Origin of the sequence: Micromonospora sp. NBC_01392, from assembly GCF_045040125.1 — a bacterium.
In the GTDB taxonomy this organism is placed as follows: Bacteria; Actinomycetota; Actinomycetes; order Mycobacteriales; family Micromonosporaceae; genus Micromonospora.
In genome coordinates this window covers 4,802,101-4,817,520 of the sequence record NZ_CP109549.1, presented here as the reverse complement: position 1 = coordinate 4,817,520, position 15,420 = coordinate 4,802,101, and the positions used below count along the sequence as shown (strand labels likewise).

8 protein-coding genes are annotated in these 15,420 nt (G+C 74.3%); 4 read left to right on the top strand and 4 right to left on the bottom strand.

What is annotated here, in order from left to right:
- Positions 1-30: 30 nt before the first annotated feature.
- Entirely contained in the window at positions 31-2,151 is a 2,121-nt protein-coding gene (locus OG767_RS20900; protein WP_405090114.1) for a tetratricopeptide repeat protein, read from the top strand.
- Positions 2,148-2,849, top strand: coding sequence for a flavin reductase family protein (locus OG767_RS20895; protein ID WP_405090113.1), 702 nt, complete (start codon positions 2,148-2,150; stop codon positions 2,847-2,849). Before OG767_RS20900 ends, OG767_RS20895 begins: the two co-directional genes overlap by 4 nt.
- Here the strand turns inward: OG767_RS20895 and OG767_RS20890 are convergent.
- Positions 2,836-5,760, bottom strand: coding sequence for an AAA family ATPase (locus OG767_RS20890; RefSeq protein WP_405090112.1), 2,925 nt, complete (start codon positions 5,758-5,760; stop codon positions 2,836-2,838). The two genes, OG767_RS20895 and OG767_RS20890, sit on opposite strands and share 14 nt — an antisense overlap.
- A 560-nt stretch (positions 5,761-6,320) precedes the next feature.
- On the opposite strand from OG767_RS20890, the gene mtnA reads away from it, so the two are divergent.
- On the top strand, positions 6,321-7,331 hold the full coding sequence (mtnA, locus tag OG767_RS20885) for an S-methyl-5-thioribose-1-phosphate isomerase (protein WP_405090111.1): 1,011 nt from the start codon (positions 6,321-6,323) through the stop codon (positions 7,329-7,331).
- Positions 7,332-7,359: 28 nt separating this feature from the next.
- Positions 7,360-9,318 (top strand): bifunctional aldolase/short-chain dehydrogenase, encoded by a 1,959-nt coding sequence (locus OG767_RS20880; protein ID WP_405090110.1) that lies wholly within the window; start codon positions 7,360-7,362, stop codon positions 9,316-9,318.
- A gap of 49 nt (positions 9,319-9,367) precedes the next feature.
- Here the strand turns inward: OG767_RS20880 and OG767_RS20875 are convergent, their stop codons facing one another.
- The 3 genes from OG767_RS20875 to OG767_RS20865 form a co-directional block, all read right to left on the bottom strand.
- Positions 9,368-10,051, bottom strand: a complete 684-nt coding sequence (locus OG767_RS20875) for a response regulator (RefSeq protein ID WP_405090109.1) — start codon at positions 10,049-10,051, stop codon at positions 9,368-9,370.
- Positions 10,048-12,000: a histidine kinase gene (locus tag OG767_RS20870; RefSeq protein WP_405090108.1), complete on the bottom strand. Its 1,953-nt coding sequence runs from the start codon at positions 11,998-12,000 to the stop codon at positions 10,048-10,050. The genes OG767_RS20875 and OG767_RS20870 overlap by 4 nt, the downstream gene beginning before the upstream one ends.
- A 99-nt stretch (positions 12,001-12,099) precedes the next feature.
- Positions 12,100-15,249: a hypothetical protein gene (locus OG767_RS20865; protein ID WP_405090107.1), complete on the bottom strand. Its 3,150-nt coding sequence runs from the start codon at positions 15,247-15,249 to the stop codon at positions 12,100-12,102.
- Positions 15,250-15,420: the final 171 nt, after the last annotated feature.

The window sequence follows — 15,420 nt, the reverse complement described above, 5'->3', positions numbered from 1 at the left end:
GCCGGACCCATCCCAACCGAGGAGCAAGGCATGACTGCACACCAATGGCGGGTTGGGCCGTCGCCGGCCGACGGCGAGCGGGCCGATCTCGCGGTCGACGCGCACCGGGGCCTGCGGGGTCCGTACACCGGGCTGGGCAGCCTGCTGCGGCTGATCGTGCCGGAGACCTACGAGCGCCGGCCCGACCTGGTCCGCCGGCACCTGACCGAGATCCTCTCCGCCGCGCCAGAGCTGCGGGGCGCGATCGACGCCGCGCCCGAGACCCTCACCTCCCTGGCCGTACCCGAGGAGCGGACCCGGATCTACCCGGCCAACCGGACCCGGCGGCTGGCGCACGGGGCGACCGAGTTCGTCGCCGGCCACGCCGCCGCCACCGGCCGGCTGCCGCTGCGGGTGGCGTTCGACCGGGTGGACCAGGCGGACCCGACGGACCAGGAGTTCCTCGCCATCTTCCTGCGTCGGGTCCGGCCGGACCGGGTGCGGGTGACCATCGGCACCGACGGCGGCCCCCTGGAGCCCGAGCTGTCCGCCGCGCTCGAGCGGTACGCGACCCGGCTGCCGGACCTGCCCCGGCCGGGCGCCGCCGCCGGCCGGGACCGGGAGGAGCTGGCGCAGGCGTACGTCGACGCGGACGGCACCTCCACCGACCCGGCGGAGCTGGCCGCGTACGAGCAGACGGACGCGGACCAGCGGGTACGGCTGCACGACGCACGCGCGGCGCGGCTGCGTGAGCGCGGCGAGTGGAGCCTGGAGCTGGGCGCGATCCCGTGGCACCTGGAGCGCGGCAGTGATCCGGCCGGCGCCGGCGCGGACGCGCTCTACGAGGCGGCCCGGCACTGCGGCGCGATGGGCTACTACCACGCGGTGATCGACTACGGGACCCGCGGCCGGGCGATCGTGGACCCGGAGACCCAGATGCAACGGTTCTGGCTGCTGAGCACGCGGGCCAGCTCGGCGATGGTGGTGCTCGGGCGCACCGTGGAGGCGGAACCGACCTACCTGGACCTGCGCAGCCGGTACGCCGACCCGGAGCTGCAGATGTCCACCGGGTACGCGCTGGCGATGCTCTACACCCGGTTCCACCCCGACGAGCTGCGGGACCACCATCTGGCCCGGGGCTACATCAACAACTCCATCGCGATCGCCTCGCTCCTGCCCGACCTGGAGAAGCGGGCCTTCCACTCGGTGTTCCAGAACAACGGTCTGGCGCTGATCGAGATGCGGTTGGGTCGGCTGCCGGCGGCGCTGCGGCTGGTCGACGAGGGGCTGCGCCGGCTCGACCATGAGCTGCCCGGCGACAAGCACCGGCTGCACCGGTCCGTGCTGGTGCACAACCGGGGCAAGGCGTACCTCGCGCTCGGCCGGCTGGACGAGGCGCTGGCCGACCTGACGAAGGTGATCGAGCTGGATCCGAACTACGCCGACTACTACTTCGACCGGGCCGACGTGCGGCGGCGGCTGGGCGACCTGGCCGGCGCCATCGCCGACTGCGACACCGCGATCAGCCTGTCGCCGCCGTTCTACGAGCTGTACTACAACCGGGCGGACATCCGGACCGAGCTGGGCGACCTGGCCGGCGCGGTGGCCGACTTCGGTTACGTCGTCGAGCTGGAGCCGGACCAGGTGGACGCCCGGGTGAACCTCGTCAGCCTGCTGCTCGACGACGGGCTGCTCGACGACGCCCGCCCACACCTGGACGAAGGACTGCTGCGGCACCCCGACGAGCCCCGCCTGCGGCAGTTGCGCGGCGTGCTCGCGCTGGCCGACGGCGACCGGGCGCAGGCGCGGCGGCAGTTCGACGCGGCGCTGCGGGCCGACCCGGAACTGGTTGCCGCGCTGGCCAGCCGGGCCGCCCTCGCCTTCGACGGCGGGGACCACGCCACCGCGGTCGCGGACCTGACCGCGGCGCTGGCGGTCGAGCCCGACAACCCGGACCTGTGGTACAACCGGGGCTTCGTCCACCAGGCGTCGGGCCGCTGGGCCGACGCGGTGGCCGACTACAGCCGCGCGTTGGACCTGCCCGGGGCCGACCGGGGCGAGCTGCTGAGCCAGCGGGCCCGGTGTCACGCGGAACTCGGGGACACCGAGGCCACCCGGGCCGACGAGACGGCCGGCGCGGCCGAGCGGCTGGACCTGGCCGGCGCGCGATGACCACCACGGCCTCGATCAGGGACTCGACAGCGGTCGGGCCGCGCGCCGGGGCGCAGCCCGACGCGTCCCAGCCGCCCGTCGGGGCCGCCGACCGCTCCCCGCCCGTCGGGGCCGCCGACCGCTCCCCGGTGGGCGACGCGGCCCCGCCCGCGCCCGCCGGTGGCCCGTCCGCCGACCCGCCCGCGCCCGCCGGCGACCGGGCCGGCGAACCGGCCCGGCCCGGCGGCGTCAGCGGCCCGCTGCTGCGCGAGTTCATGCGCAACTGGGCCACCGGTGTCGCCGTGGTCACCAGTCGCACCGACGGGCGGCCGGTCGGCTGCACGGTCAACGCGTTCACCTCCGTGTCGCTGAGCCCGCCCCTGCTGCTCGTCTCGCTCGGGCGGGCGAGCCGTACGCTGGCCGCGCTCACCGCCGAGGGCGGGTTCGCGGTGAACCTGCTGAGCCGGCGGCAGTGCCACCTGGCCGACCAGTTCGCCGGCCGCGTGCCGGACCGTTTCGCCGGGGTGCCGTACCGCGACCGGGACGGGTTGCCGCTGCTCGACGGCGCGCTCGCGGTCGCGGTCTGCACCGTGAGCCAGGTGATCGGGGTCGCCGACCACGCGCTGGTGCTGGGGGCGCCGTACTGGTGCGAGAGCCGCGCGGGCGTGGAGCCGGCCGTCTTCTTCGGCGGCGGGTACCGGGCGGTCAGTCCGGGTTGACCCGCTCGCGGAACCGGGCGGCGTACCGGTTGAGCGCCGCCCGGTTCGTCTGCTCGGTCTTGGCGATCAGGCTCGCCACGTGCTTCTCCACGGTGCGCGGGGAGATGAAGAGCTCGTTGGCGATGCTGCGGTTGTCGGACCAGTCCGCCATGAGTTCGAGAACCTCGTACTCCCGCTCGGTCACCCCCTTGAGCCGCAGCGGCGGTGGCACCCGGCTGGTGTCGCGGCGGTGCGGCACCACCACGCCGCACCGGCGCAGTTCGGCCCGGCAGGCCCGAGCGGGCGCCCCGAGGCCGGCCTGGCGGAAGTGCTCCTCGGCCTGGCGCAGCCAGGCGACCGGGTCTCCCCAGCGGTCCGTCCGGGCCGCCCCGGCGACGAGGCGCAGGCCGAGGTGGACGGCGATCGGGTGGGCGTGCGCGTCCCGTCGCACCGCCGCTACCGCCGCCGCGGCCTCCTCGCGCCGGCCCTGCCGGCCCAGCAGCACGGCCTCGGCGAGCGACCCGAACTGCCGGTTCCAGTGCAGGCGACCCGCGTCGCTGCCGCTCGTCGCGCGCCCGCGACACCAGCTCGCCTCACCGCCCAACACGTCCAGCAGCAACCCCAGCCCGTGCTCGCCGGTCAGCGGATAGGGCGCCGGCCGTTCCGCGTCGTACCGGGCCGCCCGGGCCAGCTCGTCGCGCGCCCGGTCCGGGTCCTCCTCCAGCAGCGCGCAGACCGCGTACGCCATCCCGTGCGCCAGCGCCAGGTACGGCGAGCCGGTGTCCCCGTGGCGTCGCAGGTCGACAAGCGCCTCGTCCAGCTCCGGCCGCCGGCCCCGGTGCCCGGCGCAGATCGCGCGGACCAGCGACGACCGGACCAGCACGTCGCGCAACCCCAGCCGCCCCGCCTCCGCCACGCTCACGGCGACCAGGCGCTCCGCCTCGTCGTACCGGCCCCGCAGGGCGTGGTGCCAGGCGAGCAGGGCGTGCCCGGTGTGGCGCAGCGCCGGGGAGCCGAGCCGTCCGTTCCGTTCCGCGCTGTGGCGCAGGGCGTCGGCGTCGCCGGTGAGCAACCACTGGTGCTCGGCGAGCAGCAGCGCGGCGCGGGCCCGCCACAGCGGCAGGTGGTGACGGTCGGCCAGCTGCCGGATCCGGAAGAAGCACGTCTGCGCCTCGTCGGTCTCCCGCCGGCGGGCCAGCAGGCCACGGACCTGCCAGCCGAGACAGGCCACCGCCGGCAGCCCGGCGTGCTCGGCCTCGTCCACCGCCCGCTCGGCGAGCCGGACCGCCTGGTCGGGCGTGCCGACCGCGAGGTGGGCCGCGACCGCGTCGAGGTACGCGGTCTGCGGTCCGGGGGCGTCCGGGCCGAGCACCGCCCGGGCCGTCTCCAGTTGGACGACCGCGTCGGCCCACCGCCCGGCGAGGCCGGCCAGCCGGGCGAGCTGCACGTGCACGCCGGCCAGCCGTTCGGGCGGGACGCCCGGGTGGCAGAGGTCGTCGAGGCTGTCGAGGAGCCGCAGCCCGCGTTCGGGATCGCCCGTCTCCACCAGCGCGCAGAGCAGCTCGTGCAGCACCTCGGCGCGCAGCGGGGCGTCCGGGGCGGTCTCGGCGAGTCGCCACGCCTGTTCCAGGGTCTCGACGGCCGCGTGCAGCCGGCCGGTGGCGAGCGACCGGCGGCCGGCGAGGGTCAGCAGCCGGGCCGCCCGCGCCGGGTCGCCGCCCCGGCCGGCCAGGCGGGCGGCGAACGCGCACCATCCCCCGGTCAGCTCCGGGTGCAGCTCGTGCACCGCCTCGGTCACCCGCTGCGCCAGGACGGCCCGATCGGCCGGGGTGAGCAGGTCGAGCAGCGCCAGGGCGGTGGTCGGGTTGCGGAAGGCGTACCAGTCGTGGTCGTCGGGGCGGGGCACGACCAGCCCGGCGGTGACCGCCGCGCGTACGTGCCGGAGCAGATCGTCCTGGTCCAGCCGCAGGGCCTGCCCGAGCACCGAGATGGGGAACCGTTCGCCGATCACGGCCGCGGCGGTGAGCAGGCGGCGGCCGGCGGGCCCGAGCCGGGTCGCCTGGCCGGCGACGGTGTGCCGGACGCTCGACGGCACGGCGGTGGGGATCTCGTCGACCAGCCGGCACCCGCCCGGGTGCACGACGAGGGCACCGCTGTCCACCATGGCCTGGAGCAGCTCGGTGGCGAGGAACGGGTTGCCGGCGCTGTCCCGGCAGAGCCGGGTCACGACCGCCTCCGGCACCTGGTGGGGCAACAGCCGCAGCCGGGACGCCGCGAGCAGGCGGACCGCTGGCGGGTCCAGCGGGTCCAGCGGCAGGACCGCGCCGCGGCACCGCCGGCCGAGCGACTGGGTCAGGTCCCACGCCGGCCCCGGGCCCTGCCGCACGGTCGCGAGCAACAGGGTGCCCTGGTCGACGAGGTTGTCGGCCAGGTACTCCACCACCGTCAGCGTCCTGCGGTCGGTGTCGTGCAGGTCCTCGAGCGCCAACAGGCAGCCGCGCTCGGCGCCCGCCACCGACAGCAGCCGCAGCACCGCCTCGCCGAGGAGCACCGGCGAGGCCGGCGCCGGAGCGGCGTCGGGGGAGCGGTACTCGGGGAGCAGCCCGCCCAGGGCGGACCGGTAGGGGCGCAGCCTGGGATGCTCCAGGATGGGTTCGCTGCGGGACAGGTGCGCCAGGGCCTCGGTGAGGGGGCGCAGCGGCACGACGGGTCCCGTGCTGCCGGCCCGCCCGGGCAGCACCGACATGCCGGACTGCCAGGCCCGACGGACGGCCTCCAGGACCAGCCGGGTCTTGCCCGTGCCGTCCTCGCCGACCAGGAAGACGCAGCCGCCGTGCCCCTGCCGGGCCCGGTCCACCGCCGCGTGCAGCAGGTCCCGCTGGTGGTCGCGGGCGACCAGGACGGGCAGTGAACAATTACTCCCGCCGAGCATGGCACCTCCCTGTCTCGGAACAAGAACGGAACGCCTGGTCAACCTCGAAGCGTCGTGACACATATCCGACCGGGGTCGTAGGAATCGGGACCGGCGGTTCCGGGAACGGTCAGCTTAAAAAGGATCGCAACGAATTTACAGTCTTGTATTTTCCTTTGGATCTTCCAGTTGATACACCGGCCGTGTTCGCGGAAGTGCGCTGAGTTACGCAGTTTCCCGCTTATGATCCACTTTGGTGGTTTTTGCTGATGCGCTGTCGGAGCGCGACGGCGGATCGTCGAACAAAGCGGATTGCGCGATGAATGGTCTGTGCCGGTGCTTTTGAAAGGAGTGTCGCTGTATGGCGGCGAACCGAGCGATTCGCCGGGGCGGGAACCATTTCCGCAAAGCTGTCCGACCGGGTGCCCCGGCCGGGGCCGCGGGGGAGGTCGCGGTCGCGGGCCGGCGGGAACATCGCTCCGTGCGGGGTCCGGCACGAACTGTTGACAGCTCTCGATTCGTGGGGAACTCTCCTGCTGTGTTCGACGTATGATCGGCAACCCGGGCGGTGAGGGGTACGGATGCGGACCATCGACTGGCGGGACGACCGGATCGTCGCGATCGACCAGACCCGGCTGCCGCACGAGGTCGAGTTCCTGGAGATCGACACCGTCGAGGACCTGATCGCCGCGATCCGGTCCCTGGCGATCCGGGGCGCGCCCGCGATCGGCGTCGCCGGGGCGCTCGGCGTGGCGCTCGCCGCCCGACGACACCCGGACCCGACCGAGCTGCGCCAGGCCGTCGACGCGCTCCGCGCCGCCCGCCCCACCGCGGTCAACCTCGCCTGGGGCGTCGACCGGGTCCGCGCCCGCCTTGACGCCGAGGGCGCCGAGGCGGCCCTCGCCGAGGCCCTGACCGTGCTGGCGGAGGACGTCCGCTGCTGCCGGGAACTCAGCGAACGCGGCGCCCGCTGGTTGGTCGACACCGTCGGACCGCAGGTGGCCGTGCAGACGCACTGCAACGCCGGCGCGCTGGCCACCGTCGAGTGGGGCACCGCCCTCGGGGTCGTCCGGTCCCTCCAGGAGCACGGCGCGCTCGCCCACGTGTACGCCTCGGAGACCCGCCCGCTGCTCCAGGGCGCCCGGCTGACCGTGTGGGAGCTGGCCCAGATGGGCGCGGCGCACACCCTGGTGGTGGACTCGGCCGCCGCGTCGGTGCTCGCCCAGGGCCGGGTCAACGCGGTGGTGGTGGGCGCGGACCGGATCACCGCCAACGGCGACGTGATCAACAAGGTGGGCACGTACCCGCTGGCGCTGGCGGCGGCCCGCGCCGGGGTGCCGATGGTGGTCGCCGCTCCGGAGTCCACCGTGGACCTCGCCACGCCGTCCGGCCGGGACGTGCACATCGAGGTCCGCGACCCCGAGGAGATCACCGCCCTGGGGGCGGTGGCGCTGGCCCCGAAGGGCACCGGCACGCTCAACTACGCCTTCGACGTGACCCCGGCGGACCTGGTCACCGCCATCGTCACCGAGCGTCGGGTCATCCTGCCGGCCGCCGGCGGTCGCCCCGACGACCCCATCGGCCGGAGCTGACCCACCGACCCGAGGAGTGCACACCCCGATGCGTAACCGCTGGTCCGCCGCCGACGCCCCGGACGGCTCCGCCCCGATCGCGCGACTCGTGTACGCGTCCCGGCTGCTCGGTGCCGACACCGGCCTGGTGCTGCACGGCGGGGGGAACACCTCGGTCAAGACGACGGTCACCGACCTCACCGGGGAGCCGGTGGCGGTGCTGCACGTCAAGGGCAGCGGCTCCGACCTGGCGACGATGGACCCGTCCGGGTTCACCGCGCTGCGCCTGGAGCGGCTGCGGGCGCTGCTGCGGCTGGAGCGCCTCGGCGACAGCGACATGATGAACGAGTTGCGCTGTGCCCGGCTCGACGCGCGGGCGCCGGACCCGAGCGTGGAGACGCTGCTGCACGCGCTGCTGCCGCACCCGGTCGTGCTGCACAGCCACGCCGACGCGCTGCTCGCCCTCACCAACCAGCCGGACGGCGCGCGGCTGGTCGAGGAACTCTACGGCGACAGCGTCGTCGTGGTGCCGTACGTGATGCCGGGGTTCGACCTGGCCCGGCGGTGCGCGGACGTCTACCCGGCCCACGCGCACGCCGGGACGGTCGGCATGGTGCTGCTGCACCACGGGCTCTTCACCTTCGGCGCGGACGCCGAGGAGGCGTACCGCCGGCACATCGACCTGATCAGCCGGGCGGAGGAGCGGGTCGGTCTGCCCCGACCCCCGGTCGCGCCGGTCCCGCCCCGGCCGGTGGACCGGGTCCGGCTGGCCCGGCTGCGCCGGGACGTCTCCGCCACGGCCGACGCCCCGATGCTGCTCAGCCGCCACGAGGACCCGGCCGTGCGGGCCTTCCTGGGCCGCCCCGACCTGGCGGCGGTCGCCACCCGGGGCCCGGTCACCCCGGACCACGTGCTGCGCACCAAACGGATCCCGCTGGTCGGCACCGACCCGGCCGGCTACGCCGACGCCTACCGCCGGTACGTCGAGCAGCACCGCTCCCGGGCCCGCACCACGCTGACCATGCTCGACCCGGCGCCACGGGTGATCCTCGACCCGGAGCTGGGGATGCTCACCACCGGCCGGTCGGCGGCCGAGACGCTGATGGCCCGGGACGTCTACCGGCACACGGTCGACGTGATCGAGGCCGCCGAGGCGGTCAGCGGCTACCGGGCGCTGCCGGCGGAGGACATCTTCGACGTGGAGTACTGGGAGCTGGAGCAGGCGAAGCTGCGGCGGGGCGGACCGACGCCGGAGTTCGCCGGCGAGGTGGCGGTGGTGACCGGGGCGGCCTCCGGCATCGGCCGGGCCTGCGCCGAGGCGCTGCTGGCGCGCGGGGCCTGCGTGGTGGCCCTGGACCGGGACCCTTCGGTCGGCGCGTCCGACGGGCCGGCCCGCCTCGGCCTGACCGTCGACGTCACCGACACCGCGGCCGTGGACGCCGCCCTGGACGCCGCCGTCGACCGCTTCGGCGGGGTGGACATCGTCGTCGCGGCGGCCGGGATCTTCCCGCCGAGCCGGGCGATCGCCGACCTGGACCCGGCCGGGTGGCAGCGCACCATGGCGGTCAACGCGGAGTCCGTGGCCCACCTGTTCGGCCGGGCCCACCCGCTGCTCGCGCTCGCGCCCCGCGGCGGCCGGGTGGTGGTGATCGCCTCCCGCAACGCCCTCGCCCCCGGCCCCGGCGCGGTCGCCTACTCCGCCTCGAAGGCGGCGGTGACACAGGTGGCGCGGGTGGCGGCGCTGGAATGGGCGGGCGACGGCATCCGGGTGAACGTGTTGCACCCCGACGCGGTCTTCGACACCGGGCTGTGGAGCCCGGAGGTGCTCGACGCCCGGGCCCGGCACTACGGGCTGACCGTGGCGGAGTACAAGCGACGGAACCTGCTCGGCGCCGAGATCACCAGCGCCCGGGTGGGGGAGCTGGCCGCCACCCTCTGTGGGGAGACGTTCGCGGCCACCACCGGGGCGCAGATCAGCGTGGACGGCGGGAACGAGCGGGTGATCTGACGGACCGACCGTCAGTCGGCTGTCTGCCGAGGGACGGTGTGCCGGGGGGTCACGCGCGCCGGCCGTCGACCGGTGGCGCCTCCGCGGGGCCGGGCGCGCCCAGCCCGTGGTCACGGGCCAGGGCGATGGCTTCGGCCCGGCTGCCCAGGTGCAGCTTGACCAGGATCGCCGAGACGTTGTTCCGCACGGTCTTGGCGCTCAGCCCGAGCCGGTGCGCGATCATCGGGTTCGCCAGGCCCCGGGCGAGCAGCACCAGGATCTCGCGTTCCCGGTCGGTGAGCTGCGGGAACGGGGCGTCGGCACGGGCGCCGAGCAGCGCGCCCGCCCGGTCGGCGAGCGGCGCGCCGAGGATCAGGTCGCCGCCCGCCACGCCCCGGATGCCGCGCTCCACGTCGGCGGCCGACGCGCCCTTCAGCACGTAGCCGCGTGCTCCGGCGCGCAGCGCGGCGACCAGTGAGGCGTCGTCGTTGAGCATGCTCACCACCAGGACCCGGACCGCCGGGTGGTCACGGCGCAGCAGGCGGGTCGCCTCGATCCCGGAGCCCTGGCCGAGGTGCAGGTCCATCAGCACCACGTCGGGGCGTACCCGGGCGACGAGGGTGCGAGCGTCGGCGGCGTCGGCGGCCTCCCCGACGCACTCGATGCCGACCAGAGTGTCGAGCAACGCGCTCATGCCGAGTCGGAAGACCGGGTGGTCATCCACCACGACGACGCGGATCGGGTTGTCGCTCACGGCCGCTCCAGGGGGATCGTCAGGCAGACGGTGGTGCCGCGGGCCCCGGCCGGTCCCACGGTCAGGGTCGCACCCACCGCCTGTGCCCGCTCCCGCATGGCGTGCAGGCCGACCCCGTGGTTGGTGGGCCCGGTCGGCACGCCCCGACCGTCGTCGGTGACGGTGACGCGTAACAGGTCGGGCAGCCGGTCCAGCGAAACGGTGCACCGGTCCACGCCGGCGTGCCGCTGTACGTTACGGATCGCTTCGGCGGTGACGCCGTAGGCGGCGGTGGCGATCAGCTCCGGCAGCGGGTCCAGGGCGGCCGGTCCGTGCACCACGACATGGAGACCGGCCCGCGCGTACTGGTCGCGGAGCAGGTCCAGGGCGGGGCCCAGGCCGCCGTCGGCGAGCACCGGGGGCAGCAGACCGTGTGCCAGTTCCCGGACCTCCGCCGCGCGTGCGGTCAGCTCGTCGGTCAACCGGTCCAGCAGGTCCTCCGCCCGGTCCGGGTCGCGGCGCAGCAGGTTGCGGGTGGCGGCCAGCCCCAACCCGATGCCGCTCAGCGCCGGGCCGAGGCCGTCGTGCAGGTCCCGGCGCAGGGACCGGCGTTCCTCGTCGCGTACCTCCGCCAGCCGTTGCCGCGACCGGGCCAGGTCCCGGTTGGTGCCGGCGAGGTCCACCACGGCGGCGACCACCGGCGCGAGAACGGCGAGCGACTCACGGGTCCGGCCGTCGAGCAGCTCCCCGGGCCGGGGCCAGGCGTGCAGGTGGCCGACCAGTCGGTCGCCGCTGGTCAGCGGCACGGCGACCGGGGGGCCGTGGTCGTGGGGTGGGGATGGTGGGCCGTGCTCGGTGATGCGTACCTCGGCCAGCCGCAGCGCGGCGGCGATGGTCGCGCCGATGTCGGCGGTGGTGCCGACGCTGTGCACCACCCGGTGCAGCAGCGGTTCGGGTGCCTCGCCGTGCACGAGCCGGTCCACGCGTCGCTGCACCGCTTGGCGGATCGGCTGGAAGGCCGCCGCGAGCGCGGCGGTCACGACGAGCTGCGGCAGCGGCAGGGCACGCGGCAGCAACCGGTCGAGCAGGGCCACCGCGGCACAGTAGCCGGCGATCACCACGGCGGTCATCAGATACCAGACCAGGGTGCGGCGCACGGCCACCCGCAGCCCCCACAACTGCTGGCGTAGCACCACCACCGCCACCGCGGCCGGGAAGAACGCCTGCGAGGCGAGCATCAGCAGCGCGGGCACGGTCGACGGGACAATCGGTGGCAGGAGGGAGGCGGCGAAGCTGAGGGTGAGCAGCGCGCTGCCGGCGGTCGCCCAGCCGAGGCCGTGGCGCTGCGGTGCCGGACCGCGCCGCCACCGCCATGCCAACCCGGCGCAGGCCAGCAGGCCGAGACCGACAAGCGCCCACGGCAGGACCGGCGCCAGCGGGCGCAGCAGCGCGGCCCGAACCGCGCGCAGCTCGGGCGGTAGCGGGAGCGCCCCCAGCGGCGGTGGCGCGGTGGCGAGCACGGCCGTCGTCAACGCCACGTAGCCGAGACCGGTGGCGGCGGCGAGTCGGTCGAGGCGGCCGAGTGGCCGGTCAGGCAGCAACCAGGGCATGACCACGACGAGTGCGTAGAGGCCGGGCACCCAGGCCACGTGGTGCAGGACGGCCAGCAGCGGTGGTCCGTCGACGGCGAGCTGCCACTGGGCGACGCACGCGGACAGCGCGCTGCCCAGCGCCGCCGCGCAGGCGATCACGCCGGGCAGCCGGCTGCCGGTGCGCTGCCGGCTGAGGATCAACCAGGCCACCGCCCCGTAGACGAGGCCGTCGAGCAGGTCGACGAGGGAGTAGAGCCCGGTGGCGGTGAACGGGGGAGTCGCCACGGACCAGGCGGCGACCGCGCCGAGGCTGAGCAGGGCGGTGAGGGCGAGGACGGTCCACGCGGCCCACCGCCGCGTCCCGGGTGCGTTCGACATGTCGGGTCCACTGTGTCAGTCCGGTGCCGTCGGCGGGACCACCGAAACGGCGTGAGCCGGACGACGGGCCGGTCGTGGCGACCGGCCCGTCGTCCGGGGTCAGCTCTGCGCGACGGCCTTGCCGCTGACCCTCAGCTGGTCGACCACGGTGGCGACGTCGGGCAACCGCTCCCGGTAGACGTTCGCGGCGAGACGCTGCGAGTACGTCTCGTAGACCGCCGCCAACTCACCCGCCCGTTCGATGGCGACCGCGTGGATGCAGTTGCCCAGATATTCGTTGGGCGAGTTCGGGCTGTCCGCGCCCGAGCACGCCGTGTTGAAGATGGGCGCCTGCCCGACCCGGGGGTCGATCTCGGAGATCGACTCCGGGCACGGGTCACCCGGTGTCGCCTGGGTGCAGGGCGCGTAGTCGGCCTCGGCGACCTCGTACGCCCGACCGATGTGCGTGTCCGGCAGTTCCCGCCCGACCGGCGCGCCCGGGTGGCGGTAGTCGCTCGGCAGCAGGTTCCCGCCGAGCAGATAGCCGCTGAGCGAGGCGTCGGAGTCCAACGCCACCGGGAAGCCGAGCCTGGTGTACGCCTGAAGCAGCCGGAACGCCTCGGTGACCTTGTTGCCGGCCTTGCGGAGCTCCGAGGTCGGGTCGCCGAACCTCTGGTTGACCAACTGGTAGTAGCGCTTCTGCTTGCCCCACAACATCCGGTTGCCCAGCGTACGGGCGATGGTCAGCCGCTCCGGGTTGTCGGCCGAGCGCGCACCCGTCTCGAAGGCCGGCAGGTGCACCGATTCGTCGTCGTAGGTCATGTAGTAGACCTCGTCGTAGCAGTAGCCGGTGGGCGGGTCGTCCCGGGTGCTCCACGAGCAGACGATGCCGGCGCTCCTGGTGTTGCGCCAGGTCCGCACGTCCATCCAGAAGCCGCCCTGGTTGACGCTCATCTGCGCGTGCACGGTCAACTGGAGGTCGGCCTTGGTGATCTCGGCGCGCGGCCCGGTGGTGGTCGTGTGGTTGACGAGTTCCGCGTCGTAGCAGATCCGGAAGTGCGGCTGGAACTGCCTGCTCGTGCCGTGGCTGAGCAGCTGGAACGCGTTCGGCAGGTCGCCGAGGTTCACGTTGGTCGGAATGCGCACCCGCGGCAGCGGGCTGTACGGCGCACACCCGGACATCTTGGCGTCCTCGTTGTAGCCGCGCTCCTTGTCGGCGGTCCAGTACTTGCGGGTGTTGGTCAGGCGCGTCGGCGGCGCCTGGTCCGGGCCGTACCACGGGTTGTAGCCGCCGCCGGTGGCCTCGTCGCGCAGCTTGCGCAGCTCGGCGGACTGGGCGTTGACCGCGCTCTTGTAGTTCTCCACCAGGCCGGTGAACAACGCGTTGCGGTGCCCGTCCGCGCTGGGCCGGCTGAACCGGCTGCTGGCGTCCAGGATCTGCTGGCCGGAGCGGCCGATCCGGGCGGCGAAGGAGTCGTCGCCGATCATGTCGCCGGCCAGCGTCGGGTTCTCCAACGCCAGCGCGGTGAACGGCCGGGTCGACATCGTCCAGACCCCGGCGTGCGGGGTCTTCACCGTGGCCGGATACCCCGGATCCCACTTCCGGGCCAGGTAGGACAGGTAGTCGATGGCGCCGTAGGGGGTCTTCTCGTCGAGCACCTTCACCGGCTCGATCGTGGACTGCGACCACTCGGCCGGCGTGAGGACGAAGGGCGCGCCCGCGGCCGTGGAGGTGGCGGCGGTGAACAGCCGGCCCTCCGTCTCGTCGTACTGGGCCACCGAGAGGGGACGCCCGGTGCGCGCCTGGTATCCGACGAAGGTGTTGATGACGTACTCGGCGTCGGCGAGCGCGTTCTTCTTCAGCGCCTCCTGCATCGAGAGGCTGAGCTGGTCGACCTTGGTCTCCAGGCCGTAGATCTGGTGCTTGATCGCCTCGATGTCGCGCATCACGACGCCGATGTCGTCGCGCATCTTCAGCAGGACCGACATGACGTCGTCGTAGATCGCCGAGAGCATCGCCTCCACCCGGTCGAACCGTTCGTGCATCTCGGTACGCAGCTCGCCGACCTGCTCGCGCAGCTTGCCGATCTCCTGCATCACCAGCTCGTGCTCGCTCGGGCCGGAACCCATGAAGATCGGCAGTAGCGTCATCACCGCGCCCAGCACGTTGCCGGTGAGCACCACCGTGCTCAGCGACCCGATGGCGTCGCTGAGGCTGAGCCCGGCCACCGTCGGCAGGTACTTGTTGATCGCGGTGGCGACGCCGACCGCGGCCTTGCCGATCGCCAGCACGTCCTTGCCGGCCTTCGCGTCGGCGAACCCGGCGAGTGTGGCCAGGATCGTCACCGCGGAGTCGGCGGCGTCGATCGCCACCTGCCGGCTGGCGGCCTCGGCCAGCGCGGCCGTGTGGTCCTGCGGCGTCGGCTTCGGGCCGGGACCGACCGGATACTTCAGGTCCGCGGCGGCCAGCTTGTCGATGATCTGCGAGTTCTGCGCGGCGACCTGGTCCAGTGCCCCGCTCAGCTGCGCGCGCAGCGCCGCCAGGTAGGCCTGCTCGTTGCCCAGGTGCTCCAGGATCGCCTCGGTGTTGACGAAGGAGGCGAGCAGCGGGTCGGCGAGCAGTTGCTCGGTGGTCGCGGTGGCGCGCACGTTGAGCTGCGCGCCGATCTCCCCGTCCCAGGCCGCCGCGAGGTCCGCGTCCTGGGCCGCCGCCCGGGTGAGCTGGCCCCACGCGCGTTCCTGCTGCGCGTAGAGCGCGTCCATCCACCGGTAGTTCTGGTAGGCGCTGGTCACCGCGTCCTCGACCTCGGCCGAGGCGGTGATCGTGCCGCCGACGGTGGCGTCCAGCAGCCCCTTGACCATCGGCGCGCCGATGCTGACCCCGGGGATGCCGGACAGCGCGTCGATCACCTTGATCATGGTGGCGTACGTGGTACGGGCGGTGGTGTCGGAGATGCCCGCCGCGTTGACCGCCTGCCGTGTGGCGACCAGGTGCCGTGTCACGTCGTCGCGGGACGCGCCGGGGTTGCGCCCCCGCCAGTCCAGCAGCTCCGCGGTGAGCACCAGGTTCTTCAGACCCGCGACGCCACCGTTGTGCGCCCGCAGGTAGGCGGCGAACACGCCGTCGTGGAACTTCGCCGCCTGGAAGTCGACCGGGTCCTCGGCCGCCACGGCCGGCGTCGGCGACACGACCACCACCGCCGCCACGACCGCGGCGACCAGCGCCCGCCACCGCCCTCGGCGGCGGGGAGCCCATAGCATCACACCCACTGGGAATCCTCCGGATCACTGTGCGCCCGCCGGGTCGGCGGGACGCGCAGCGCAGCCTGCGTCCGGGGGTGTCCCGCCGGCCAGGGGTGGATGTCCCGCGCGGACGGGACGCGGGACGTCCCCCGTCCGGCGGGGCGCCGCCGTCCCGGGTCGGCCGGGACCGCTGCCCCT

Coding starts and splice junctions, on each gene's coding strand:
- OG767_RS20880 (WP_405090110.1), top strand. CDS start 7,360: ATGCGTAACCGCTGGTCCGCCGCCGACGCCCCGGACGGCTCCGCCCCG.
- OG767_RS20890 (WP_405090112.1), bottom strand. CDS start 5,760: ATGCTCGGCGGGAGTAATTGTTCACTGCCCGTCCTGGTCGCCCGCGAC.
- mtnA (WP_405090111.1), top strand. CDS start 6,321: ATGCGGACCATCGACTGGCGGGACGACCGGATCGTCGCGATCGACCAG.
- OG767_RS20895 (WP_405090113.1), top strand. CDS start 2,148: ATGACCACCACGGCCTCGATCAGGGACTCGACAGCGGTCGGGCCGCGC.
- OG767_RS20900 (WP_405090114.1), top strand. CDS start 31: ATGACTGCACACCAATGGCGGGTTGGGCCGTCGCCGGCCGACGGCGAG.
- OG767_RS20870 (WP_405090108.1), bottom strand. CDS start 12,000: ATGTCGAACGCACCCGGGACGCGGCGGTGGGCCGCGTGGACCGTCCTC.